Below are 23,948 nucleotides of genomic sequence, written 5' to 3'. Positions count from 1 at the left end.
AAACCTCAAGACTTGCTTTCGACCCGGCGCGATTAACTGTCGGACTGTGTTTAATCCGCCACTCGGCCGGTTTTTGCCATGTCGACCAGAACATGCCTGAGCTCGCGCGCCGTCCTCAATGGCTCGGGAAAGAACACCCGGCAGATATCGTCGCCCAATGCCAGGTCCATGCCGTCGGCGTCAAAGCCGGTGACGACCCAGCCGTCGCCCGCCGCCTTGGCGAAGTGGCGCGCGTAGACGGCAATTGCGTCGCTATGGTCGGCATTCATATGGTCGAGGGCGGATTGTTCGCCAGCGGCAAGCTCTTCGACGATCGGCGCGGTCGTGACCAGATCGGCGCGTTCGAGCAGGTAGGCCTTGCCAAAGCCGCCGTTGAGACTGGCGCGCTCCAGCTCTAGGCGGAAGATCGAGAAGTCGCCAAGGCCGGCATAGAGCTTCGCCTTGGGGTTGCGGTTGAGATAGCGCCGTTCGGCGCCGGCGTGCTCGTCGGATCCACGCTCAAGCCGTGCCGCCCGACTGACGAGCGTCAACCGTGGGTGCGCCAGCGGGTCGCCCCTGCCGGGCTCGCCGACAAGCAGCGAACAGCGCGGGTCGGCAAGGATCGCGCCGGTATGGGCGGACAACATCGATACAAGGATCAGCGGCGTGCCGTCGATATCGGTGGCGACACCAACCCTGCTGGCCAGCGGCGAACCGGTGCCGGGCTCGATCACCGCCAGCGCGCCGAAACGGGCACTGCGGATCAGCGTCTTCGCCAGCCTGATCGCTTCGGCGTCGGTCTCGCGGATCACGTCCTTCTTCCGATCGTTCAAATCCACACCGTCCTAAGCTGATCTTTGCTCTCCAGTTATCAACCTATCACACGGGATTTGACAAGGGCCCCAGATTTGAAAAGGGCCTCAGTCTCGCTTTCCGAAAGACCGAAGCGTGCCAGCACCGTCGCCGCCTGACAATCGTGATCGGCCGGCATGGCGGCAAGCGTCGGCCGGGAGCGCGAAAAGCGCGGCGCTGGGGCGGGGCGCTCAAGCGCACCCGACTTCAAGAAGGCGTTGCGAGCGCGATTGTGCGGATGATCCCTGGCTTCCCGCAGCGACAAGACCGGTGCGACGCAAGCATCGGTCGCAGCAAAGAGACGGTCCCAGTCGTCCCGTGACTTTTGCCCGACCCGATCGACAATGGCGGCCCGCATCTGCGGCCACAAATACCTGTCGTATTGGCCGCGTACAAAAATCTGGTCGAGCGGCAGCAGTCTTGCGAATTCGGCGAAGAACCGGGGCTCAAGGCAGCCGACGGCGACGTGCCGTGCGTCCGCGGTCTCATAGGTGTCGTAAAAGGGCGCGCCGGAATCGAGCAGGTTCGTGCCACGCGTGTCACTCCACAGGCCCGCCGCCATCAGGGCGTGCACAGGTGTCGCCAGCATTGAAGCGCCCTCGGTCATCGCGGCGTCGATCACCTGACCCTTGCCGGAGCGCGAGCGCTCAAACAGGGCGGCCAGTGCGCCGGCGACCAGCATCATGGCGCCGCCGCCGTAGTCGGCGACAAGATTGAGCGGTGGGACCGGCCGGCCGCCTTGCTGGCCAATGGCATGCAGCACACCCGAATAGGCGAGGTAGGTGATGTCGTGGCCGGCACGTCCCGATAGCGGACCGTCCTGACCGAAACCCGTCACGCGGCCGTAGATCAGGGCCGGATTGCGCGCCAGAACCGCATCCGGCCCGAGACCAAGCCGCTCCATGACATCGGGACGAAACCCTTCGACCAGCATGTCGGCCTTTTCGGCAAGGCGCAGCACCAGTTCGGCGCCTTCCCAGCGCTTCAGGTCAATCCGCAGGATGGAGCGGCCGTGACAGTCGATGTCGTATTCGTCCGGTAGCGCCAGAAACGGCTGGCTCGATCCAGCCCGCTCGATGCGCAGCACCTCGGCGCCCATCTCCGACAGCATCAGGCCGGCCAGCGGCACCGGTCCAAGCCCGGCCATCTCGATCACCGTCAGGCCGGCGAGCGGGCCAGTCTTCGCCTGAAGGGCGACTTCGGCACTCATGGTCGGCTACTTCGGCGCCATGCGGATGGCGCCATCGAGGCGGATGGTCTCGCCGTTGAGCATCTGGTTTTCGATGATATGCAGCACAAGGGCTGCATATTCGGAAGGCTCGCCGAGACGGGACGGGAAGGGCACCGCGGCGCCGAGCGTATCCTGCACCTCTTGCGGCATGCCGGCCATCATCGGCGTCTTGAAGATGCCGGGCGCGATGGTGCAGACGCGAATGCCCGACCGGGCAAGATCGCGCGCCACCGGCAGCGTCATGCCGACGACGCCGCCTTTGGAGGCTGAATAGGCCGCCTGGCCGATCTGACCGTCATAGGCGGCGACCGATGCCGTGTTGACGATGACGCCGCGCTCGCCGCCCTCCACCGGCTCAAGCTTCGCGGCCCGGTCGGCGACGAGGCGGATCATGTTGAAGGTGCCGATCAAATTGACCTCGATCACCTTGCGGTATTGGTCGAGCGGGTGCGGACCGTCCTTGCCGATCGTCTTCATGCCGATGGCGATGCCGGCGCAATTGACCAGGATACGGGGTTCGCCGAACTTTTTTACCACTTCTGCCACTGAAGCAGCACCGCCGTCGGCGCTGCTTACGTCGCATTGGATGGCGATGCCGCCGATATCGGCCGCGATCTTCGCCGCACGCTCGATGCCGAGGTCGAGGATGGCAACGCCGGCGCCCTTTGCGGCCAGTTCACGTGCCGTCGCTTCTCCGAGGCCGGAGCCGCCACCGGTGACGATCGCAATCTGGCCGTTCGGGTTCATGTCGGCGTCCTCCATCTAAAGCGCGTCGAACTGAACGGACTCAATCGAAGCGCTTTAAATCTCTGTTTTTATTGCATCTCGTTACCCAAAACCGCTGCGCACTTTTGGGCGACATGCACCATCGGCAACATGCTACGAAGCCTGACAGTATGGCGCAACAGCATCCGGATGGTCACGCCATCGCGGCGATTTGCGCGGCAATCCTTGCCTGATCGGCGTGGCAAACCTCCCCCACCAGCCGTGCCATCGCGCCCGGCACGATCTCATGCGACAACAGCCGGTCAGGATCGACCGGGCGCGGCATGGAGATTTGCCCACGCGGGATTCTCTTGAAGCCGAGCGGGCCGTAATAGGGCTCGTCGCCGACAAGCATCACCGCCGGCATGCCGGCCTTGGCGGCGGCCTCTAGCGCGATCGCCACCAGCCGGCGGCCAATGCCGAGATTCTTGTAGGCCGGCCGCACGGCAAGCGGTCCGAGCATCAGCGCGCGGCCGGCGCCGGCCGCGATGCGCGTCATGCGCACAGAGGCGACGACGATATCGCCATCGACGGCCACGAAGGACAGAGCGCGTTCATGCGGGCCGCCCTCACGGATCTTGTAGGCGCCCAGCACGAAACGGCCCGGCCCGAAGGCTTCGTCGTTGATGGTTTCGATTTCGGGGTCATGCGCCGGAGTTTCCGGCAGGTATTTCACGTCGGCAAGGCTCATGGTCTTTGCGTTCCGGTAGACGGGGAAAGGTTTGCTGCAAACGGCAGCGTTCGCCGGTCAGCGCTTCATCAAGCGCGGGCGCCCTTTCGTCGTCGGTCGAACCGGATCAAGGCAAAGTCAAGCATGCGGATTTTCCGCTAGCACCAATCTTCAGCCACTGCAATCGGCCGTTTGCTGCCGCCATTCGTTTGCCGCCTTCGTTTGCCGTCATTCGTCTGCCGCACCGGGCGATTGACGAACTGTTCAACGCCTGGCGATTTCCGCATCGTCGGTTTGTGCCTAAATCCCTACGAAGAGGAAAGGACATCACATGGGATTGCTGGTCGACGGGAAATGGCAGGACAGCGGGTACGACACCAAGGCGAGCGACGGCGAATTCGTGCGGGCGCAGTCGCAATGGCGCGACTGGGTCACGGTTGACGGCAGGCCGGCCGAAGGCCGCACGCGCGGCTTCAAGGCCGAGCCGGGCCGCTATCATCTCTATGTCTCGCTTGCCTGTCCCTGGGCGCACCGGACGCTGATCTTTCGGGCACTGAAAAAACTCGAGGACGTGATTTCCGTCTCGATCGTCCATCATTTCATGGGCGCCAACGGCTGGACCTTCCTGGCCGAGGACGGCGCCACCGGCGATACGCTCTGCGGCCTCGACTTCCTGCATCAAATCTACACCAAGGCCGATCCCGCCTATTCCGGCCGCGTGACGGTGCCGGTTCTGTGGGACAGGCGAGAACAGACAATCGTCTGCAACGAGTCCTCCGAGATCATTCGGATGCTCAATTCAGCCTTCGACAAATGGGGCGATGCCAGCCTCGATTTTTATCCGAAAGCACTGCGCGGCGAAATCGACGCGGTCAACGCTCTGGTCTATCCATCAGTCAACAACGGTATCTATCGCGCCGGCTTCGCCACCACGCAAGCGGCCTATGAGAAAGCGTTTGGTGAACTGTTCGCGGCGCTCGACCAGCTCGAGGATCGCCTATCTCGCCAGCGTTATCTCGTCGGTGACCGCATCACCGAGGCCGATTGGCGGCTGTTCACCACGCTGGTCCGCTTCGACCCGGTCTATGTCGGCCATTTCAAGTGCAACCTGCGCCGCATCGCCGACTATCCGAACCTGTCGAACTATCTGCGCGACCTCTACCAGGTCCCGGGCGTCGCCGGCACGGTGAGCCTGCACCACATCAAGGCGCACTATTACGGCAGCCACGCAACGATCAACCCGACGCACATCGTGCCGGTCGGGCCGGAACTGGACTACGCGGCGCCGCATGATCGGGCGCGGTTCAGGAAGGCAGCGTGATCTACCAGAAGGGCGATGCCGCCGCGCCGCTGAAAATCTCGGCAATCCGCCGCAACGTGGCCGGCGTCGTTGCTTCCGGCAGGCGGTCGAGCGGAAAGAAGCCGGCTGCGGCGATCTCGCGGTCCGGCAGCTTCGGCGCCGTCTGATTGAACTGCTCGACCAAATAGAGGCCGACATGGTCGCGGCGGCTGGCCCGACGGTTGAAATGCATCGATTTCAGCACCGGCGGCGCGGTCAATGCAATATTGCCCTCCTCGGAGAGCTCGCGCGCCAACGCCTCGATCATCGTCTCGCCCAGCTCGACGCCCCCGCCGGGAAGCTGCCAGCCCGGTACATAGGTATGGCGAATGAGGAAGACGGAACTGGACGTGCGATCGTGGATCAAGCCACGCACCCCAAGCGTCATCGGCCGCCGCAGCACGAAGTACAGATGAAACAGCCTTGCCCTGAGACCCGGCCAGCCGGTCTGGCGGAAAGCTTGCTCCGGATCGGGCCGCATCATCACCCACGAAACCGTGGGTGGAAAGCAGCGCGTGCGTCGCTTATGAAGGAGGGATGTTCAGGCTCGCGCATATTTCCGATATCCACTTGGGACCGCTTCCCGGTGTAACCTATCGCGATCTCGCCTCCAAGCGGGTGGTCGGTTACGTCAACTGGCAGCGCAATCGCCGCCGCCACATGCGCGACGCCGTCATCGACACCATCGTCGCCGATATCAAGGCGAGCGCACCCGATCACCTTGCCGTCACCGGCGATCTGGTCAATCTGGCGCTCGATGGCGAGATCGAGATGGGCAAGCACTGGCTGGAGACGCTGGGCTCCCCCGACGATGTGTCGGTCGTTCCGGGAAACCACGACGCCTATGTGCCCGGTGCTTTCGACAAGTCCTGCCGGTCGTGGACGGCGTGGATGACCGGCGACGGCGTCAATACGCCGGTCGACCGCGAAGCCTTTCCCTATCTGCGCGTGCGTGGCAACGTCGCGCTGATCGGTGTCACGACGGCGCGGGCGACGGCTCCGTTCATGGCCAACGGCTTTTTTCTGGAAGACCAGGCGGAAAGGCTGCGGGACGTGCTCGATGCCACGGCCAAACGCGGGCTGTTCCGGGTGATCATGATCCACCATCCGCCGGTGCGCGGCGCCGTTTCGCAGCCCAAGCGGCTGTTCGGCATTGCCCGCTTCCAAAAGGTCGTTCAGCGGCACGGGGCCGAGCTTGTGCTGCACGGCCATTCGCACGAGCCGACGCTGTTCTCGATCAATGGGCGCGGCGCCAAAATTCCAGTGGTCGGCGTCGCTGCCGCAGGGCAGGCGCCAGGCGGCAGGCGTCCAGCGGCGCAATATAATCTGCTGGAGATCGATGGTGAAATAGGCAACTGGCGGCTCAGGCTGACGCGACGTGGCCTGACCGGGCCGGCCATCCCGCCTGCCGATCTGGAGGTTGTGGAGCTTGGCGCGGACGCTATGGCGTGAAACTCAGTCCCATCGCAACGAGGCGGTCCCAGAACAACACGATCGATACCGCCAGCCCGACCAGGGCGCCGGCAGCGATCAGGCCGAGACCGGAGAGAAAGGCTGACCAACGCTTGCGGCGCTTGACGGATCGCAGCGGCGGCTCGGCTTCCGGGACCAAGGCACGTTTCAGGCCGGCAGCCTGCTCGACCCCGCCTTCCAGCATTCTCTGGCGTTCGATGACGCGCTCCGCGACGTAGCGCGTCACCTGATCGGCAACCGGTTTCATCTCGGTCGATTCGGCGAGCACCACGCGGCCGATGCGCGTGTCCTTGAGGAAGCGATAGGTGCGGCGGTCGCGCCCCATGGCGACATGGCTGACGGCGTCGATCCAGAGGCGCGGCTGCAGCCCGGACGAGACGGCGAAGTCGAAATTGTCCATGTCGGCGGGCACGTCGGCGAAGACCGGCGCGAGTTCGGCGGCAAGCAATTCGAGCCGCATGCGATGCGCTTCGCGCATGTCGACCACGACGTCGTCGCGGTCGGCGAAAGCGTTTTTCACGTCGCGGATGGCGTCCGACAATTTTCGCGACTCATCGGCCTGGCTTATGGTCTCGGCTGCATCCTTCATCGGCGTTGCCTCGCGTTTGGTTAACACCGAATTAACATAGTCGTTGGCAAAATGCAGCAAAATGCGCTTGCGAGATCGATAGGCGGCTTGCAAAATCCGGCCCGAAGCCGCGCTTTGACAGGGATCAGCCCGCTGCGGGAGCGGAGTTTGGACGAAGCGGCCTGCTGCGGCGTTTCATGTTGTGGCGGACGATCTCGGCGATCAGGACGGGCGCTTCCTCGACCAGCATATGGCCGGCCTTCGACACGTGGTGCAGGTGGAAATGCGCCGGCAGACCATCGGCCTGGCTGAAGGGCAGCACCGCGTCATCGGTCCCCCAGACCACAATCACCGGCATATCCAGTGTTTCGAGCCGTTCGTGCGGGATGACGCCCTGCCGATCGTCCCTGGTCATGGCGGCTGCGATCTCGACAAGTTTGTGCAACTGGCCGGGACGCGCGCGCATTGCGCCAAGCACATCCACGATGCGCTCCGAGGGCGGGCTTTGCGGTCCGGACATGGCGGCGAGGCAGGCGCGAATTTCACTTTTGCCGGCTGCCGCTGCGTAACGGCGCAACAGCGGGCCATTGATCTCAGTGCCAAACCCGCCCGGCGCCAGAAGCGTCAGCGAGGCTATTCTTGCGGGTTCGGCCAGTGCCATCAGCACAGCCGCCGCCCCGCCCATCGAATGGCCGACGAGATGCACCCTCCTGATTCTGCGTGCGGCGAGGTCTGCCAGAACAGCCTGGGCGGCTGTCCTGGCCGGGCCGCCACCCGGGAAATCGAGGGACAGCCCATGGCCCGGAAGATCATAGGCCAGTGTCCGTGAACCAGGTGCCAGTGTCGAAATCACCTCGTGCCAGTCGCCGTGGCAACCGCCGAAGCCATGCAGAAATACAACCGTCTTCGGGCCGGCGCCCCGTTCGGTAGCGTAAAGCGATGAAATCATGAAATTCTATGGTTTTACGCGAATTCGGATGTTGCGGGATTGCGTCTTTTACCAGGTTCGATGGCCAGTAAGTTTTCGCGATCGGCCGTTCTGGTCGCAAGGACTAGCTGGCATTGCCGAGCCCGGCCGCACGCAAAGCCTCGACCAGCCGCTCGGTCAGATCTGCGGGGTATCTCCGCTCGACAAAAGTCGCGCGCGGATCGGCGGCGAATTTCGGGAACTTGACAGTCAACTCGTCCAGAAGTTCGTGCGCCAGTTGATCGCGGCCGGCGACCTTGGCAGTGATCAGCCGCGCAGCCAGATAGTGCGATTTCGTCGGCGTCGCTTGCAACGCATCGCTAGCAAGTGCGGCCTTGTTCATATCGCCAGCCATGAACTGGCCGACGAAAAGCCCGTAATCCCACCAGGTCGGATGGGCGCTGGAGGTTTCGGCGGCGTGAGCAAGGATCGGTGTTCCCTCCCCGTACCTGCCGGCGAAAATCAGCCCGTAGGCATAAGCTGCCGCCATGCTGAGGTCGTAAGGGTTGAGTTCGTAGGCCTTGCGCATCCAGCGGATCGATTCCTCCGAATTGCCGAGGCGGGAATTGAGATAGCCATAGGCACGGTGGGCATAGGGGCTGGTCGGCCCCATCTGCACGGCGCGACGCGCCAGCGACATCGCCTGTTCGATCGTTGCGCCGGCTGGATAGGCGTAGTGATCTGTGCCCGCCTCGAGATGCAGGGTCGCCAGCTCCGAAAAGACGAGCGACGATTTCGCATCCCGATCGACCAGGATTTCGAGGCAGCGATAGGCAGCCTCATGGGTTTTGGCGCCCTGGTCGAGATAGTATTTGTCGTTGAGCAGCAGACATTCCGTCAGGCCGGTCTGAAGGCCGCTCTGTTCGATATAGTTGTAGATCGCGCCCGAGGCGGGAACGGCCGAACTCAAAATGCCGGCGACACTGTCCTCGACGGTGGAGGGTGTGCTGTCGGCGGCAGTCAAGTTGCGTGACAGCAGGACCCGCCCGGTCGCCACGCTTTGAAGCTCCAGCGTGACATCGCCTGCCGTTGGCCCCGGCAAGACATCGAACACGAAGCTGATCGCATCGGCGACCGGATCGGGCGGGCCGTCAGCATCGCGACCGATGAAGGTGACCGTGTCGAAGCGGCTGAGGCCGGCGCGCAGCGATGCGGCGACTCGGGCAGCCTCGGCACTGTTGGTTTTCACCGCAATGTAGACGAGCGGAAGGCTTTCAACCGGAGCCCATGGCGCAATGCTGCCGGTTGCCACCGCATTTTCAATCGTCGGCGCGGCATCGCTTCCGGCCAGCAATGCGCTGCCCCCCTGACGAAGGATCAGCACCCCCAGCATGGCGATGACCAGAGCGATCGCCAGCCAGAAGAACTGGAGATGACGCAGCACCGAGGGTGCCGGCTGGCGAACGACGGGGGACGATGCGGCAGGTGCGGCCATGACGGGTTCTTCGGGCGATTCCGGCAAGGTGGCCGCCGCTTCGACGTGTTCCGCCGACGCCGGCTCGACCGGCAGGCGGATCGCGTTGAGTTCATAGGATGGAACATAGCCGCCACGCGGAATGGCAATGCGGATCGGCTCGGCAACACCCTCATTGGCAAAGTAATGCTGCAGAAGCTCGCGCAGCCTGCCCGCCTGCACCCGCACCACGGCGTCGGTCGACGGATCGAAATCGCCGTCCTTGCCGAAAACATCCATCGCGATGGAAAAGCCCTTGAGCTTGTCGGCTTCGCCTGCCTGCTCGCGCTCGACCAGATAGCGAAGCAGCTTACGCGCTCGTTCGGATCTCCCGAACGTTTCGCTGGCTAGCAATCGCTCCAGCGTCTCGCGCACTGCGGGGGCGGCAGGCGTGGCATGCTGCAAGTGTCGATCCTCTCGAAGTCGGCACAGGTTAAGACGCAATCATATAGCGCCTGCACTGCCATACAAGCATGCATCCATTATGCGATCGCGTACCCCACCGGATAATATTCCGGTGGTTAATGGCGCGAAAGACTGGAGCAGGATGATACCATCCGGGGTCATCTTGCTCCAGCTCAGCTCCTCTAGTCGGCCTTTCCGCCGACGATGCGATTGGCGGCGGAAACCACGGCTTCCAGCGAAGCGGCCACGATATTGGTGTTGATGCCGGCGCCGAACAGCTTGCCGCCGGGATGCTCCATCTCGACATAGGAGATGGCCGAGGCATTCGAGCCGCGCTGCATGGAGTGCTCCGAATAGTCGAGCACCGACATCGGCACGCCGACATGGCGCGACAGCGCGTCGACAAAGCCGTCGATCGGACCGGTTCCGGAGCCTGATATCGTCACCTCCTTGCCGCTGTCGAGGATGATCGCCTCCACCGCTCGCCGCCCCTTGATCTCGATGTCGGGATAAGTGTGGTGGTCGAGGAATTTCAGCCGCGCGTCGGGCTGATCGACGTAGGTTTCGAGAAAGCGCTCGTAGATGCGCTTGGCCGGCACCTCCTTGCCTTCGGCGTCGGTGATCGCCTGGATCGCTTGACTGAACTCGATCTGCAGGTTGCGCGGCAGATTGAGGCCGTAGTCCGCCTGCAGCACATAGGCGATGCCGCCCTTGCCGGACTGCGAGTTGATGCGGATGATCGCCTCGTAGTTGCGCCCGACATCGGCCGGGTCGATCGGCAGATAGGGCACTTCCCAGTACGGCGTGTTGGCCTTGCGCAACGCCTTCATGCCCTTGTTGATGGCATCCTGATGCGAGCCGGAAAAGGCGGTGTAGACGAGCTCGCCGACATAGGGATGGCGCTCGGGGATCTTCAACTGGTTCGAATATTCGTAGACGTCCTTCATCCGGTTGATGTCGGAGCAGTCGAGCTCGGGATCGACGCCTTGCGTGTACATGTTGAGCGCCAGCGTGACGATGTCGACATTGCCGGTGCGCTCGCCATTGCCGAACAGCGTGCCTTCGACGCGGTCCGCGCCCGCCATCAGGCCGAGTTCGGTGGTGGCGATCCCGGTGCCGCGGTCATTGTGCGGATGCAGCGAAATGAGCAGGTTCTCGCGGTTGTCGAGATTGCGGCACATCCATTCGATGCGATCGGCATAGATGTTGGGTGTCGACATCTCGACCGTGGACGGCAGGTTGATGATCAGCTTGTTTTCCGGCGTCGGCTTCATGATTTCGGTGACGGCGTTGCAGATTTCCAGCGCCACTTCGAGCTCGGTGCCGGTAAAGCTCTCCGGCGAATATTCGAAACGATAGAAGCCGCCGGCCTTCGCTGCCATGTCGGTGATCATCTTGGCCGCATCGGTGGCGATCCGCCTGATGCCGGCGACGTCCTTCTCGAAGACGACGCGGCGCTGCAGTTCGCTGGTCGAATTGTAGAAATGCACGATCGGGTTGGTGGCGCCCTGCAGCGCCTCGAAAGTGCGGGTGATCAGTTCCGGCCGGCACTGCACCAGCACCTGCAGCGAGACATCGTCTGATACATTGCCCTCTTCGATGCACCAGCGGGCGAAATCGAAGTCGGTCTGCGAGGCCGACGGGAAACCGATCTCGATCTCCTTGAAGCCCATGTCGAGGAGCAGGGCGAACATGCGCGCCTTGCGCTCGTGGCCCATCGGATCGATCAGCGCCTGGTTGCCGTCGCGCAGGTCGACCGAGCACCAGATCGGGGCCTTGTCGATGACTTTCGAAGGCCACACGCGGTCGGTGAGACCGACGGTCGGGTAGGGTTGGTATTTGCGGGCTGCCTCCGGCATGCCCCGGGCTGCCTCCGGCATGCCCCGGGCTGCCCCCGGCATGGCCCGGGCATCCTGGCCCATCTCCCCGCTGTCTGAGCGGATCTCTTCTCGTGCGTTCATTGTCGTCTCTCCCGGCGGCTCGCGGGATCCGCCTTCAGGCGGATTTGGTGCCGAGCGGCGCCTTTACCAGATGTTCATTCGCTAGATGTGACTTGCCAATTTTGAGACTGGCCAAGGAGCATGCGCGTGAGCGGCGGTTCGACCGCCGGGCGCTCCTTCAGCGAACCCGGCGATCGCCGATAAGGCCGAGCAGCAGCAGAGCGGAAGCAAGCGCGCGCACGGTCTCGCCAGCAAAGCCGGTCTGACGGGAAGCGACGGAGGTGGCGCGGTTGGTCATGGCGGTTTTCATACAGGAGCAGCCAAAGCGAGGCAAGTGGGGCCGAACGACAGTGTCGTAAGCAGATGAGTTGTCCGGATTAGGTAGCACGTGAGTTGTCCGATTTTATCACCAGCGCATGGAGGCTGGGGATAAAACGGACAGCATGGCAACCCGGCGTCGAACACTCGCCGTCCACAGCAACATCGGCCGTCTCTCGATCGAACCTGGCGCCGACTGGAACAAAAAACGTTCCTGCGTTGTTCTCCAACCGTCCCGATGTTCGAAGGGGCTGGGTTATACGCCGGCCAGAGGCGATCCTTGCGGCAGGCGCTCGGCGGGCACGCAAAGCCAAGGGATGGCGAGGCAAATGGATCCTGACGATCTCAATACAGAACGGATCGTCACTGTGTTCGGCGGGACAGGTTTTCTCGGGCGCCGGATCGTGAAGCGGCTCCTGGAAAGGGGTTTCACGGTCCGCGCCGCATCCCGCCACCCGGCTCGTGTGGGCCAGGTTTTTTCCTCGACGGCAAGGCCGCCCGAAGCCGTCGAGGCGGACATATTGGATGCGTCCTCGATCGGGACGGCCATTGACGGATCACAAGCGATCGTGAACGCCGTCAGTCTCTACGTCGAGCAGGGCGCCCAGACGTTTGAGCGCGTGCATGTGGAAGCCGCAGCTGAACTTGCCGCCGCGTCGCGCGCTGGCGAGGTCGACCGGTTCGTCCAGATTTCGGGGATCGGCTCCGATCCTCAATCGGATTCGAACTACATCAGGGCACGTGGGCGCGGAGAAGAGGCGGTGGCGGGCGCATTTCCCGGCGCCATCATTGTGCGTCCCGCCGTCATGACGGGACCTGACGACGTTTTCCTCACGACGATTGTCAGGCTGATACGTCTCCTGCCGGTTTATCCGCTGTTCGGCGATGGTGGCACACGGCTTCAGCCGGTCTATGTGGAAGACGTCGCAGACGCAGTCAGCCGGCTGATCGGCGGGCGAAACCACAAGGGCTCATCGATATTCGAATTCGGCGGCCCGCGCATCTACACCTATAAGGAACTGCTGCGGGAGATCGCCCGACAGCTCGATACCCACATCAGGCTGATGCCGGTGCCGTTTGCGGCGTGGGACGCCTTGGCCGGCGTCGCGGAGCTCCTTCCGGGAGCGCCGATTACGCACAACCAGGTCGATCTTATGCGGCACGACAATGTGGCCGCAATCGGCGCGCCGGGCCTGAAGGAACTCGACATCGCGCCGCGCGATATCGAGGAGGTGATCCGCTTGATCGAACGGCGCGCGTGAGGCTGCTCGGGCTCGTCTCCTGCTTGGCAGGACTCTACGATCCTGCCGGGAACCTATCGCCATGCGGCGGGTTGGTCGAGTTTGAACCAATGAAGAAGAAGGAAAAGAACCATGGCCAGATGCGATCAATGCGGAAATGACTATGACAAGGCTTTCGAAGTGACGCTGGCTGAGGAAAGCTATACGTTCGACAGCTTCGAATGCGCGATCCAGAAACTTGCGCCGCTCTGCCCGCATTGCGGGTGCCGGATCATCGGACATGGTGTCGAACAAGATGACATCATCTACTGCTGCGCACATTGCGCCGCGGAGGAAGGTGCAAGCGCGCTGACCGATCGCGCGCCTTGATCGCCCGCATTCCCAGTGGCAAGCGACGGTGCCGGTCGTCGAGCCTAGCTGTCCTTCCTCGGTTTCTCGGCGACGATATTGCCGCGCTTCTTCCACTCCGAGAAGCCGCCGCGCAGGCTGCGCGCGTCAAGTCCCATCTCCTGCGCGACCTTGGCGGCGAGCAGCGAGCGCCAGCCGGACGCGCAGTAAAACACAAAGGTCCTGGGCTCGGCGAATATCGGCTTGTGGTAGGGGCTTTCCGGGTCGATCCCAGAATTCGAGCATGCCGCGCGGCGCATGGAACGCGCCGGCGATCATGCCCTCGCGCTCCAGTTCCCGCGGATCCCGGATGTCGACCATGACAACGCCGTCGGGAATGGTCGCCATGTCCGCTGCCTCGACCGAGCGGACGACCGCATCGGCGTCGGCCAGCAGGTCCTTGTATCCCTTCGGCATGGTCAGCGCCCCATCGCGTAGAACTCGTCGTTCGGCCGCATGCTGGTGACGTTGGCCAGCCGGTTTGACATGGCGAAGAAGGCGGCGATGGCCGCGATGTCCCAGGCGTCCTCGTCGGTGAAGCCATGCATCTTGAGGTCCGCGATGTCCGCGTCGCCGACCTCGTAGGCGCGCGCGGAAACCTTCATGGCGAAATCGAGCATCGCCATCTGGCGCGGGGTGATGTCGGCCTTGCGGTAGTTGGTGGCCACCTGATCGGCGATCAGCGGGTTCTTTGCGCGAATGCGCAGGATCGCACCATGGGCGACCACGCAGTACTGGCACTGATTGGCATTGCTCGTGGCCACGACGATCATCTCCCGCTCGGCCTTGGTGATCGGGCCGGGTTTGTCCATCAGCGCGTCGTGATAGGCGAAGAAGGCGCGGAACTCGTCCGGCCGATGCGCAAGCACGAGGAAGACGTTGGGCACGAAGCCCGACTTCTCCTGCACGGCGAGTATCCGTTCGCGGATGTCGTCGGGAAGGCCGGCGATCTCGGGAACCGGGAAGCGGCTTATGGCGGGCGCGGTCATCTGTGTTCTCTCCCTTGCACGGCCGTCAATGCGACCAGCTTTAGGCCGTCGAAGGCTTTTCTGCGAGCCTCATGGAAGGGCTGAAGTCGGAACGGCCGCGCGCCGGCCAGGTTGAAAGGCGCCGCCCCAGGACCATGGCTGCGAAAGTCAGGAACATTGCTCGACACGGGCTTATTGGCAGGCACGGAACCGTGGTAGCAAAACCGTGACCAGCGAAAGCAACAAAAGGGCGGTTTGGCCGTTCTGATCAGCCGCACAAGCGGCGGGGTATCCGAAGACATGACTACGCCGCAAATCCTGTCGTTCGCCGTTATCTTCATAATGATGGCGGCGCTCGTATGGGGTCGGTATCGATATGATCTGGTTGCAGCCGCGGCACTGTTGTCCGCACTCGCGGTTGGCATCGTGCCTTTTGACGAGGCCTTCAGCGGGTTCAGCGACGATATCGTGATCATTGTCGGCAGTGCCCTGCTGGTGAGCGCAGGCATCGCACGCTCGGGCATCATGGAAGTCGCCATCAGGCGGTTCGCTCCGAACCTGTCGGGCGTTCGCTCGCAACTGGCGCTGCTGGTCATCGTGGTCACGATCCTGTCTGCCTTCGTAAAGAACATCGGTGCGCTCGCGATCATGATCCCGATAGCCTTCCAGTTCGCGCGCCGGTCGAGCGTTTCACCGTCGATATTCCTGATGCCTATGGCGTTCGGGTCGCTGCTCGGCGGACTCATGACGCAGGTGGGGACATCTCCCAACGTCGTTGTGTCGCGGGTGCGGGAGGAACTGACCGGCACCGCCTTCACAATGTTCGATTTTACACCTGTTGGAGCTGCCCTGGCCGCCGCCGGAACGATCTTTCTGGTGTTTTTCTATTGGCTGCTGCCGGTGCGCGAAAAGCTGGGCGGGTCGGTGAATGAAGCCATCGATATCAAGAATTACCTGACAGAGGCCCGGATTGTCCGCGATTCCACTGTGCTCGGCAAAACCGTCGCAGACCTCATGAAGCTTTCCGGCGGCGATGCTATCGTGACATCGATCCTGCGCAACCGGACCATGCGGATGACGCCACTGCCCGACGTTGTCCTCAAGATGAACGACATTCTGCTGCTCGAGGGCGACCCAGGGGCGCTGGATCGCCTTGTCTCGCAGGGCAAACTCAGCGTTACGGGCAGCCGGGCCAGCGGGGATGACACGACCGGCGAGCTGGTCGCTATCGAAGCCGTCATCGGTGAAAACTCCCCGTTGATCGGCTGGACAGCCCAGCGCCTTGCCCTCTATCACCGCTTCAATGTCAACCTCCTGGCTGTCAGCCGTCACGGCGAGCGCCCCGACCGCAGGCTGGCCGAAATCCAGCTAAGGCTGGGCGACGTCATCGTGCTGCAGGGCAATGCCGCGACGATACCCGAGATACTGCGTGAACTCGGCTGCCTGCCGCTGGCAGAAAGGGCTATCCTGCTTGGCAGCGTCCGCAAAGGTGTTGTGCCGGTAACCATCCTTGCTCTCGCCATGATGGCGACTGCGTTCGGGCTGCTCCCGGTCTCCGTCGCTTTCTTTGCGGCCGCGGTCGGGATGGTGCTTTTCAAGGTCATCCCGGTCCGAGACGTCTACCAATCGCTGGATGGGCCAATCCTCGTCATGCTCGCCGTTCTCATTCCGGTGAGCGATTCGCTACGCAGTACAGGGGCGACCGGCGTCATTGCCGGCGAGCTTGCCAAACTGGGGACCATTCTTCCGGCGCCCGGCGCATTGATGCTCATCCTTGTCGCCGCGATGGCCGTTACGCCATTCCTCAACAATGCCGCCACCGTTCTGGTCATGGCGCCGATCGCCGCCGCGTTTGCCGGCGATCTCGGCTACAGGCCGGAAGCATTTCTGATGGCAGTCGCCATTGGCGCCGGCTGCGATTTTCTCACCCCGATCGGCCACCAGTGCAACACGCTCGTCATGGGGCCGGGCGGCTACCGTTTCAGCGACTATCCGCGCCTGGGACTGCCGCTATCGTTCCTCGTCGTCATTGTTGCCGTGCCGATGCTCATGATCGTTTGGCCAATGAACTAATATATGCTCCTCGCCATCCTCAAAAGAGGCCGAGCGTTTGCAGCAGGCTTTCGAATGTGACCTTTGGTTTCTTACCTGTTTGCCTATCCGTGTACATGTAGTCGTCGGACGACTGCTTGCGTATGTTGCTCGGGCTATACCCGAACTGCTGCGTGAAAGCTCGACTGAAATTCGCCGCTGAATCAAAGCCGACTGCTAGACCAACTTCGGCGACCTTTCGGGTGTCGGAAGGATCCGCTAACATTGCATGAGCTGCGGACAGACGTCGTCGACGAATGTAATTCGCAACGCCGCCGGACGTTTCGAAAAGCTCATAGAGCCGTGTCCTCGAGGTCGCCAGTTCCCGGGCGAGAGCATCCGGTGTCAGGTCGGGCGAGGCAAGATTGCTCGAAATGAAGCGTCTCGCCCGCGTCATCAATCCGATTTGTGAGATCTGATCGTTGCCGTCATCACGATCCACCAAAGGTGTAACCGCGTCGAATACCATTTTCCGCAAACGGTCCTTGATTCTAGGAAGGTCGTCTTGCGTGAAGCGATCGAGATTGGCTTCAACGCTTGACACAAGATCGATCAGCAGTTTGGCCCGGTGTCCACCCAAAACGACGTTGTTGCTCGCCGCCGGCAAGCTACCTCCATCGGCAAACAGATCGACGGGAACGATCAGGCTGATCGACTCCGTTGCCAGCGCCCGCCCGCTAAACGGATGCCCGAGCGACCGGATTTCAATCATGCCCGGTTCATTTTGCGCGACACGTCCGTCAACTCCGGTCCAGGTGCGACCGGCGCGGAGAACGGTGATCTGCCAATGGTCAATTGGACTGAACCGCACCGCGTCTGGCGAGCGTTCGTAACTGAAGGCCGGAACCGTTTGTTGCAACAAAAGCATGCCGCCCAGATTCCACACCGCCTGCTGGACGACAAATCCATCCTCGGGATTCACATTGTTCGGCAGACGCGAATCCATCAATATCGCCATATGCTCCCGCCAGGCAGCAAACTGCTGGACTGGTGGAAGGATTTCCGTCTCAAAGCGTAACGACGTCAGGACGGCCTTCTCCACCTCATCCTCACCGAGTGGATCCTGCGACATGCGCGGCCAGCGGCGACGTTCGACAGATGTCGGCTCCCTGTCGTTAGGTGGGACCGTCTTATCCGACATCATTGCCTCCAGCCACGACCCGGAAGTCCGCGACGTCGCGCTGCTTCAGGAGATATGCCACGTCATCGCCATGGGGAGGAACTGACCGACCGCATAGACAACATTCCGACCCTGCCAACTTGTATGGAAGAACGACATGCGTCGTCATCTTCGAAGTGTATCGTTTATAAGAAACAAAATCATTGGCTATATTTAAGGATCCCTGGTTGTAAAGTAGTTAATTATATCGCGCACCAAGTCAACAAAGCTTAGCCGTTAGCGGATCGATCCTGAACCGACCATGAATGGGTTTCTTGGCTCGCTTCGAGATAAAGGCCTTTGGCAGCACCGATCTCGGCACAGGCAATAGAATCGCCTGAAGCCCACCGTCTCCCTCAAAAAACAAATGTCTGCGGCGGTCAGCTGCAAAAATGGACGATGTGAAAAGTTTCCGGATTCCCTGATATCGCAACGTACGAACCGGGGAGGTATTGGACATCATCAAATTCACTCGAGAAAGAAAACCTGAAGTCTCAGTGCATTCTAGACACCTACATGTCTTCATTCTAGCGCTGATGGTTAACGAATGAGGTGTTCCAGTGAGTATAGCATTTCATCCTACAAATTTGAACTCTGCTCTTTCATCGCAACGGAGGGTACTTGTCGCGGGCGGGGCCGGCTTTCTCGGATCACATCTGTGCGAACGTCTTTTGCAAGACGGCCATTCTGTTATCTGCGTAGACAATTTTTCCACGGGGCGGCTCGAGAATTTGCGCCACCTCCTGAACTACGACACGTTCAGCTTTGTGCGCCACGATATCGTGGAACGGCTCGATCTGCCGGTCAACGAGATCTACAATCTCGCCTGCCCGGCTTCACCGCCGCACTATCAGGCCGACCCGGTCCATACGTTGAAGACGAACGTGATCGGGTCGCTCAATCTTCTGGAACTGGCAGCACATTACCAGGCGCGGATTTTCCAGGCTTCCACCTCGGAAGTCTACGGCGATCCCCATGTGCATCCGCAGCCCGAAAGCTATTGGGGCAATGTCAATTCCTTCGGTCCGCGCTCTTGTTATGACGAAGGAAAGCGCTCTGCCGAGACTCTGTTCTACGATTTTCATCAGCAATACGGCGTCGACATCCGTATCGTGCGCATCTTCAACACCTATGGTCCGCGCATGCGCCCGGATGACGGCCGGGTCGTTTCCAACTTCATCGTGCAGGCGCTCAAGGGCGAAGACATCACCGTTTACGGCGACGGGTCGCAGACCCGTTCCTTCTGTTACGTGGACGATCTGATCGAAGGCTTCTACCGGCTCATGTACAGCCCTCAGGCGATCCATACGCCTGTCAACATCGGCAATCCCGGCGAATTTACAGTCGGTGAGTTGGCCGAGCAGATCGTGGGAATGACCGGCTCGAGCTCCAAAGTCGTCTATCACCCGTTGCCCGTGGACGATCCGCGCCAGCGTCGGCCCGACATCACAGTGGCCCGGAGAGAACTTGGATGGGAGCCGACCGTGGCGTTGGCCGATGGGCTGAAGTCAACGATCGCTTATTTCGAACGGCAGTTGAGGAAGCCCTCCGGAAAGCTGGCGGAGGCCGCCTGATGTCCGGCAAGAACGTACTTGTCGTTGGTGGGGCCGGCTTTATCGGCAGCCATACAGCCAAGCTTTTGGCCAGGCAGAGTTATGATCCGATTGTCTACGACAATCTATCCACGGGTCACCGGTCAGCCGTCCGATGGGGCGCCTTCGTTGAAGGCAACATCCTTGATTCGGAGCGGTTGACCCACGTCATGGATGAGTATCGCCCTATCGGGGTGATCCATTTTGCTGCATCGGCCTATGTCGGCGAATCCGTAGAGAAACCGGCAAAATATTATCAGAACAACGTCAACGGGACCCAATCGCTGCTGGACGCCTGCCAGAGAAGCGGAACGCGCAATATCATCTTCTCGTCAAGCTGCGCCACCTACGGCATTCCGGATCGCTTGCCGATTCGCGAAGGCGAGAGCCAGCGCCCGATCAATCCTTATGGACGCACGAAGCTCATCGCGGAGCAAATGCTTGCCGATTATTCGGCTGCCTATGCGCTGCGCTACGTGGCGCTGCGTTATTTCAATGCGTCCGGCGCGGATATCGACGGGGAAATCGGCGAAACCCACGATCCAGAAACACATCTCATTCCGCGAGCCATGATGGCCGCTGCAGGCAGGATCGATTTTCTCGAAGTCTATGGCCAGGATTACGATACGCCCGACGGCACCTGCATTCGCGACTATATTCATGTCGCGGATCTCGCGCGCGCGCATGTGCTGGCGCTCGAACATCTGATCAACGGCGGTGGCAATCTGGCCGTCAATCTTGGCAGCGGGCGTGGTACATCCATCAAGGAAATTCTCGAAGCGATCAGCCGGCTGACAGGTCGTAACGTGCCGGTCGAGATGCGCGCTCGTCGTGCGGGCGATCCTCCGGTGCTTTATGCCGATCCGGCGCTCGCTGCCGAAAAACTTGGCTTTCAGGCGCTCTATTCCGATCTCGATACGATCATTCGCACAGCGGCTCCCTTCTTCGGGCTCGAGGTGCGCTCATGAGCACGCCGCGCATCGCGCTGTCCGTTGACAGGGAAGAACCCCTGATGGTGCCGGTCTTCACCGGCCGAAAGCGCGTCGAGTACATTATGGGCGCGGTTTTGTGGGCGATGGCCGTCGCATTCTTCTGGCAATGGTGGGTTTTCGGAGCCACCCACACCAACATGGTCGGCTCAATTCTGGTGACGGCGCTTCTGGCGTGGGTAACGCTTTTGCCAGTCTACTTCATCACCATTTTCTTCAATGCACGCCGGCCGCACGGACGGCTGCGTATCTCCGCCGGCAGTCGCGTTGCCATGGTGGTCACCAAGGCTCCATCAGAACCTTTTGAGGTGGTGGCCGAAACCTTGCGGGCCATGTTAGCCCAGAACGTGCCTCACGACACGTGGCTGGCCGATGAGGATCCATCGCCCGCAACGCTCGCATGGTGTCGCGAACATGGCGTATTCGTTTCCACCCGCAAAAATCGCGCCGATTACCATCGCCAGTCCTGGCCCCGCCGCACACGCTGCAAGGAAGGCAACCTGGCTTTCTTCTACGATCATTATGGCTACGACCAATATGATTTTGTGTCGCAGCTCGATGCCGATCATGTTCCCGAACCGGACTACCTATATAACATGTTGCGGCCTTTTGCCGACCCGACAATCGGTTATGTTTCCGCGCCCAGCATTTGCGATCGCAATGCACATGAAAGCTGGTCCGCGCGTGGCCGCCTCTACATCGAAGCGAGCATGCATGGGTCACTGCAAGCCGGATACAACAATGGCTTCGCGCCCGTATGCATCGGATCGCACTATGCGGTGCGCACTGCGGCACTGAAGGAAATCGGCGGGCTGGGGCCAGAACTCGCCGAGGATCATTCCACAACGCTCTTCATGAATGCCTATGGCTGGCGAGGGGCTCACGCGCTTGATGCCATCGCCCATGGCGACGGCCCACGGACGTTTGCCGATCTTGTAACGCAGGAGTTCCAGTGGTCGCGGAGCCTGGTGACGATCCTGTTGCAATACTCACCAAAACTGATCGGACACTTGCCGCTGCGTTTGAAGGTTCAATTCCTATTTTCGCAGTTCTGGTACCCGCTATACGCCTTCTTTCTTGCTCTGACATTCCTGTTGCCCGTGATTGTGCTGGTCAAGGGCGATAATTTCGTCAACGTCACTTACCCAGAGTTTCTGCTCCATTTCATGCCGCAGTCGCTTATGATCCTGCTTTTGGCATTCTGGTGGCGGTCGAGTCGCACATTTCGGCCTATCGACGGCAAGATTTTCAGTTGGGAAGCGATGTTGTTTTTGCTGGCACGCTGGCCGTGGGTTCTGGCTGGAACCTTTGCCGCGTTCCGTGACTGGATGACCGGATCCTTTGTTGATTTTCGCGTCACGCCAAAAGGCACGTCCGAAGTCGATCCACTGCCGTTTCGCGTGCTGGCGCCGTATGCCTTCGTGGTCCTGATCTCCATTCTGCCGGTCGTGTTCGTGCAGGATGCGTATCAAACGCGCGGCTTTTTCGTCTTCGCCATCATCAATGCTTGCTTTTACTTGCTGCTGATTTTCATCATCTTGCTGCAGCATGGCAGGGAGAATAACGTGCGGATGAAAAGCCGCGCCTATCGCCCCGCGCTGGCAAGCAGTTTCATGGCCCTTTTGATGGTTACCAGCTTCGCCACGGTCGAGCGTGGACGCGACGGCATTGAGGCGCTCGCCTGGGGAACCAAAAGCTTTTCCCTGTTCGACGACAGATTCTCAATTGCAGGGGCAGGCGTCGGTGGTCGCGCTGTTCACAAGACCATCTTCAATCCACGTTGGCGCACTCCCAGCAATTCAAATCAGCGATAGAAGGCAATCAACACATGAAGATCGCAATCATTGGAACAGGCTATGTCGGTTTGGTCAGCGGCACATGCCCGGCCGCACTGCCTCATGCGATCGAACACGCCCATCGAGGACAAACGGCGGGCACCGCTCATCTCGAGATGGCAGGAGGTTCCGGTGGCAGTTTCTAAATCTGAAAGGGCTCTATTGCTGTCAGGTTTCCGGATGCTGACAGCAGTCGCTTGGGCAGTGTCCTGCATTGCTGCACCGGCCTTTGCCTCTTCCTCACAGGTTTCCGTTCTGCCGGAAGGGGCACGTCGCATGACAGCAGGCGAAATCTACGATCTCTATAGAGACAAGAGCTGGCAGTGGGACAGCGGAGCCGGACGAATGGTGGGCGCGAACCGGCAATTTTCGGCGTGGACTGACGGTGAGACGGGCAAATCCTGGGCGGAAGGCCGCTGGATCATCACCGAGACAGGTTGGATGTGTCTCAACGCGACATGGCATTCCGAACAGGGTGTATTTCCCGCCAAGACCTGCTTTTCGCATCGCATCGACAATGGAACGATCTATCAGAAGCGCGAGCCCGGTGGTGAGTGGTATGCGTTCCGTAACGCCGAGGTCCACCAAGGCGACGAGGCCAGCAAGCTAGTGTCCACCGATCTGGTTTCCCGTCCACTCGATGCCATCAAAGCCGCGCTTGGTGCGGCACAGCAATCTGAACAGTAAGAAAGGGAGGGGTCCTTGAAAAGTCTCTTTAAACTATCAGCAGCCTTGCTTTGCGGCTTATGCATTTCCGGTGGTGTTTATGCAGCCAGCGGCGTGTCGGGAGCGAGTGTCGACAGCCGCAATCAGTTTCGGGATAAGCGTCCCATCATCACGGCTGACTCTGTAACCCCCGGCGCCTACGATCCGCATGCGGATTATACCAACGATTCCAACTCAAAAATCGAACACCTTTTTCTTCCCTGGGAAGATGTGGATCTGGCAACGCTCAGCGCCGCAGATGCCTATGCGCGTGAGCGTGGACGTTCCCTGTTGATCACAGTCGAGCCGTGGTCCTGGGCGCGGGACTGGCGTGTAGGTCCCGAGGATTTGCTCGCCGGGATTTTGGGCGGGCGCTACGATGCCAATATGTCAGCGGTCTGCTCTGCGGCGGCGCAGCTGAAAAGCCCCGTCACTATCCGCTGGGGGCAGGAAATGGAAGATAATGACGGGCAATTCACCTGGGCTTTCTGGAATGCTGAAGGTTATGTGAACGCCTATAGGCATGTCATCGACATATGCCGCAAGCATCTTCCGTCGGCCCAATACATGTGGTCACCGAAAGGAGAAGAAGGACTGGAAGCCTTCTATCCTGGCGACAAATATGTCGACATTATCGGTCTGTCCGTCTTTGGCTATCAGCCCTATGACAAGCTGGAGGTCGGTCGTGATACGACTTTTGTGGAGCGCACAAAGCCGGGTTATGACCGTGTGACGGGCTTCGGCAAACCAATCGCCATTGCGGAGCTTGGCTACGAAGGTAACGACGAATATGCTCGTGACTGGGCCGCGGAAGCAAACAAGCCGCATGCCGAGTTCCCGGACATGACAGCCGTTGTCTACTTCAACGATCTTGAAGTCTATCCATGGCCGAGAAAGGTTGGCCGGCCCGATTGGCGCGTGGCCAACCATCCGCTGGACTGATCCAAGTCGTTCGACAGAGTGGTTCGGCTTTCACCAGATGGCCGAACCGCTCCATCCCTTTATTTCTATGCGGTTCCAA

At 61.0% G+C, this 23,948-nt stretch carries 21 protein-coding genes and 1 pseudogene; 10 read left to right on the top strand and 12 right to left on the bottom strand.

The annotated features are described in order from the left end of the window. Positions 1 to 50: 50 nt before the first annotated feature. The 4 genes from AC0L3O_RS13855 to AC0L3O_RS13840 form a co-directional block, all read right to left on the bottom strand. Positions 51 to 812, bottom strand: a complete 762-nt coding sequence (locus AC0L3O_RS13855; RefSeq protein WP_031254499.1) for a HugZ family pyridoxamine 5'-phosphate oxidase — start codon at positions 810 to 812, stop codon at positions 51 to 53. A 38-nt stretch (positions 813 to 850) separates the two neighbouring features. Further along, positions 851 to 2,041, bottom strand: coding sequence for a CaiB/BaiF CoA transferase family protein (locus AC0L3O_RS13850; RefSeq protein WP_128169354.1), 1,191 nt, complete (start codon positions 2,039 to 2,041; stop codon positions 851 to 853). Positions 2,042 to 2,047: 6 nt separating this feature from the next. Next, positions 2,048 to 2,809: a 3-hydroxyacyl-CoA dehydrogenase gene (locus AC0L3O_RS13845; RefSeq protein ID WP_473535128.1), complete on the bottom strand. Its 762-nt coding sequence runs from the start codon at positions 2,807 to 2,809 to the stop codon at positions 2,048 to 2,050. Positions 2,810 to 2,981: 172 nt separating this feature from the next. Next, positions 2,982 to 3,518: a GNAT family N-acetyltransferase gene (locus tag AC0L3O_RS13840; protein WP_128174312.1), complete on the bottom strand. Its 537-nt coding sequence runs from the start codon at positions 3,516 to 3,518 to the stop codon at positions 2,982 to 2,984. Positions 3,519 to 3,828: 310 nt separating this feature from the next. Here AC0L3O_RS13840 and AC0L3O_RS13835 point away from each other — a divergent pair, with 310 nt between their 5' ends. Then, the gene (locus AC0L3O_RS13835; RefSeq protein WP_473535127.1) at positions 3,829 to 4,818 is read left to right on the top strand and encodes a glutathione S-transferase family protein; all 990 of its coding nucleotides are present in this window, start codon (positions 3,829 to 3,831) and stop codon (positions 4,816 to 4,818) included. Position 4,819: 1 nt separating this feature from the next. Here the strand turns inward: AC0L3O_RS13835 and AC0L3O_RS13830 are convergent, their stop codons facing one another. Further along, on the bottom strand, positions 4,820 to 5,320 hold the full coding sequence (locus AC0L3O_RS13830) for an NUDIX domain-containing protein (protein WP_031254497.1): 501 nt from the start codon (positions 5,318 to 5,320) through the stop codon (positions 4,820 to 4,822). Positions 5,321 to 5,373: 53 nt separating this feature from the next. On the opposite strand from AC0L3O_RS13830, the gene AC0L3O_RS13825 reads away from it, so the two are divergent. Continuing rightward, positions 5,374 to 6,288 (top strand): metallophosphoesterase family protein, encoded by a 915-nt coding sequence (locus AC0L3O_RS13825; RefSeq protein ID WP_023797927.1) that lies wholly within the window; start codon positions 5,374 to 5,376, stop codon positions 6,286 to 6,288. Here the strand turns inward: AC0L3O_RS13825 and AC0L3O_RS13820 are convergent. From AC0L3O_RS13820 to leuA, 4 genes are all read right to left on the bottom strand, one after another. Next, a complete protein-coding gene (locus tag AC0L3O_RS13820; RefSeq protein ID WP_023797926.1) occupies positions 6,278 to 6,898 on the bottom strand; it encodes a hypothetical protein in 621 nt (206 codons plus the stop codon). The genes AC0L3O_RS13825 and AC0L3O_RS13820 overlap by 11 nt on opposite strands. 124 nt (positions 6,899 to 7,022) lie before the next feature. Continuing rightward, the gene (locus tag AC0L3O_RS13815) at positions 7,023 to 7,826 is read right to left on the bottom strand and encodes an alpha/beta fold hydrolase (protein ID WP_473615839.1); all 804 of its coding nucleotides are present in this window, start codon (positions 7,824 to 7,826) and stop codon (positions 7,023 to 7,025) included. A gap of 103 nt (positions 7,827 to 7,929) precedes the next feature. Next, positions 7,930 to 9,702, bottom strand: a complete 1,773-nt coding sequence (locus tag AC0L3O_RS13810; protein WP_473535125.1) for a hypothetical protein — start codon at positions 9,700 to 9,702, stop codon at positions 7,930 to 7,932. 182 nt (positions 9,703 to 9,884) lie between these two features. After that, on the bottom strand, positions 9,885 to 11,561 hold the full coding sequence (gene leuA / locus AC0L3O_RS13805; protein ID WP_023797923.1) for a 2-isopropylmalate synthase: 1,677 nt from the start codon (positions 11,559 to 11,561) through the stop codon (positions 9,885 to 9,887). 728 nt (positions 11,562 to 12,289) lie between these two features. On the opposite strand from leuA, the gene AC0L3O_RS13800 reads away from it, so the two are divergent. Together AC0L3O_RS13800 and AC0L3O_RS13795 are read left to right on the top strand one after the other, a co-directional pair. After that, on the top strand, positions 12,290 to 13,222 hold the full coding sequence (locus AC0L3O_RS13800; RefSeq protein WP_473615837.1) for a complex I NDUFA9 subunit family protein: 933 nt from the start codon (positions 12,290 to 12,292) through the stop codon (positions 13,220 to 13,222). 111 nt (positions 13,223 to 13,333) lie between these two features. Further along, entirely contained in the window at positions 13,334 to 13,570 is a 237-nt protein-coding gene (locus AC0L3O_RS13795) for a hypothetical protein (protein ID WP_023797920.1), read from the top strand. A gap of 44 nt (positions 13,571 to 13,614) precedes the next feature. Here AC0L3O_RS13795 and AC0L3O_RS13790 read toward each other — a convergent pair. Together AC0L3O_RS13790 and AC0L3O_RS13785 are read right to left on the bottom strand one after the other, a co-directional pair. Continuing rightward, positions 13,615 to 14,005, bottom strand: a pseudogene (locus tag AC0L3O_RS13790) (rhodanese-like domain-containing protein). Positions 14,006 to 14,007: 2 nt separating this feature from the next. After that, positions 14,008 to 14,577, bottom strand: coding sequence for a peroxidase-related enzyme (locus tag AC0L3O_RS13785; protein WP_128174323.1), 570 nt, complete (start codon positions 14,575 to 14,577; stop codon positions 14,008 to 14,010). 279 nt (positions 14,578 to 14,856) lie between these two features. On the opposite strand from AC0L3O_RS13785, the gene AC0L3O_RS13780 reads away from it, so the two are divergent. Beyond that, positions 14,857 to 16,629, top strand: coding sequence for an SLC13 family permease (locus tag AC0L3O_RS13780; RefSeq protein WP_473535123.1), 1,773 nt, complete (start codon positions 14,857 to 14,859; stop codon positions 16,627 to 16,629). A gap of 19 nt (positions 16,630 to 16,648) precedes the next feature. Here AC0L3O_RS13780 and AC0L3O_RS13775 read toward each other — a convergent pair whose 3' ends face one another. Further along, positions 16,649 to 17,791, bottom strand: a complete 1,143-nt coding sequence (locus AC0L3O_RS13775) for a helix-turn-helix domain-containing protein (RefSeq protein WP_023797917.1) — start codon at positions 17,789 to 17,791, stop codon at positions 16,649 to 16,651. A gap of 575 nt (positions 17,792 to 18,366) precedes the next feature. Between AC0L3O_RS13775 and AC0L3O_RS13770 the strand changes: the two genes are divergently transcribed. The 5 genes from AC0L3O_RS13770 to AC0L3O_RS13750 all read left to right on the top strand — a co-directional run bounded on the left by AC0L3O_RS13770 (position 18,367) and on the right by AC0L3O_RS13750 (position 23,869). Then, positions 18,367 to 19,380 (top strand): UDP-glucuronic acid decarboxylase family protein, encoded by a 1,014-nt coding sequence (locus AC0L3O_RS13770; protein WP_287227633.1) that lies wholly within the window; start codon positions 18,367 to 18,369, stop codon positions 19,378 to 19,380. Further along, positions 19,380 to 20,366, top strand: coding sequence for a UDP-glucose 4-epimerase GalE (gene galE / locus AC0L3O_RS13765; RefSeq protein WP_023797915.1), 987 nt, complete (start codon positions 19,380 to 19,382; stop codon positions 20,364 to 20,366). The genes AC0L3O_RS13770 and galE overlap by 1 nt, the downstream gene beginning before the upstream one ends. Next, positions 20,363 to 22,201 carry a glycosyltransferase family 2 protein gene (locus AC0L3O_RS13760; RefSeq protein ID WP_128174327.1) on the top strand — a complete coding sequence of 613 codons (1,839 nt, stop codon included), beginning with the start codon at positions 20,363 to 20,365 and terminating at the stop codon, positions 22,199 to 22,201. Before galE ends, AC0L3O_RS13760 begins: the two co-directional genes overlap by 4 nt. Positions 22,202 to 22,402: 201 nt before the next feature. Further along, positions 22,403 to 22,909, top strand: coding sequence for a DUF995 domain-containing protein (locus AC0L3O_RS13755; protein WP_023797912.1), 507 nt, complete (start codon positions 22,403 to 22,405; stop codon positions 22,907 to 22,909). Positions 22,910 to 22,924: 15 nt separating this feature from the next. After that, positions 22,925 to 23,869, top strand: a complete 945-nt coding sequence (locus AC0L3O_RS13750; protein ID WP_128174330.1) for a glycoside hydrolase family 26 protein — start codon at positions 22,925 to 22,927, stop codon at positions 23,867 to 23,869. The last annotated feature ends 79 nt before the right edge of the window (positions 23,870 to 23,948 follow it).

The organism is Mesorhizobium sp. WSM4810, assembly GCF_055811235.1.
Note: the sequence above shows the minus strand (reverse complement) of the source record. Positions and strands in the feature narration are given on the sequence as shown.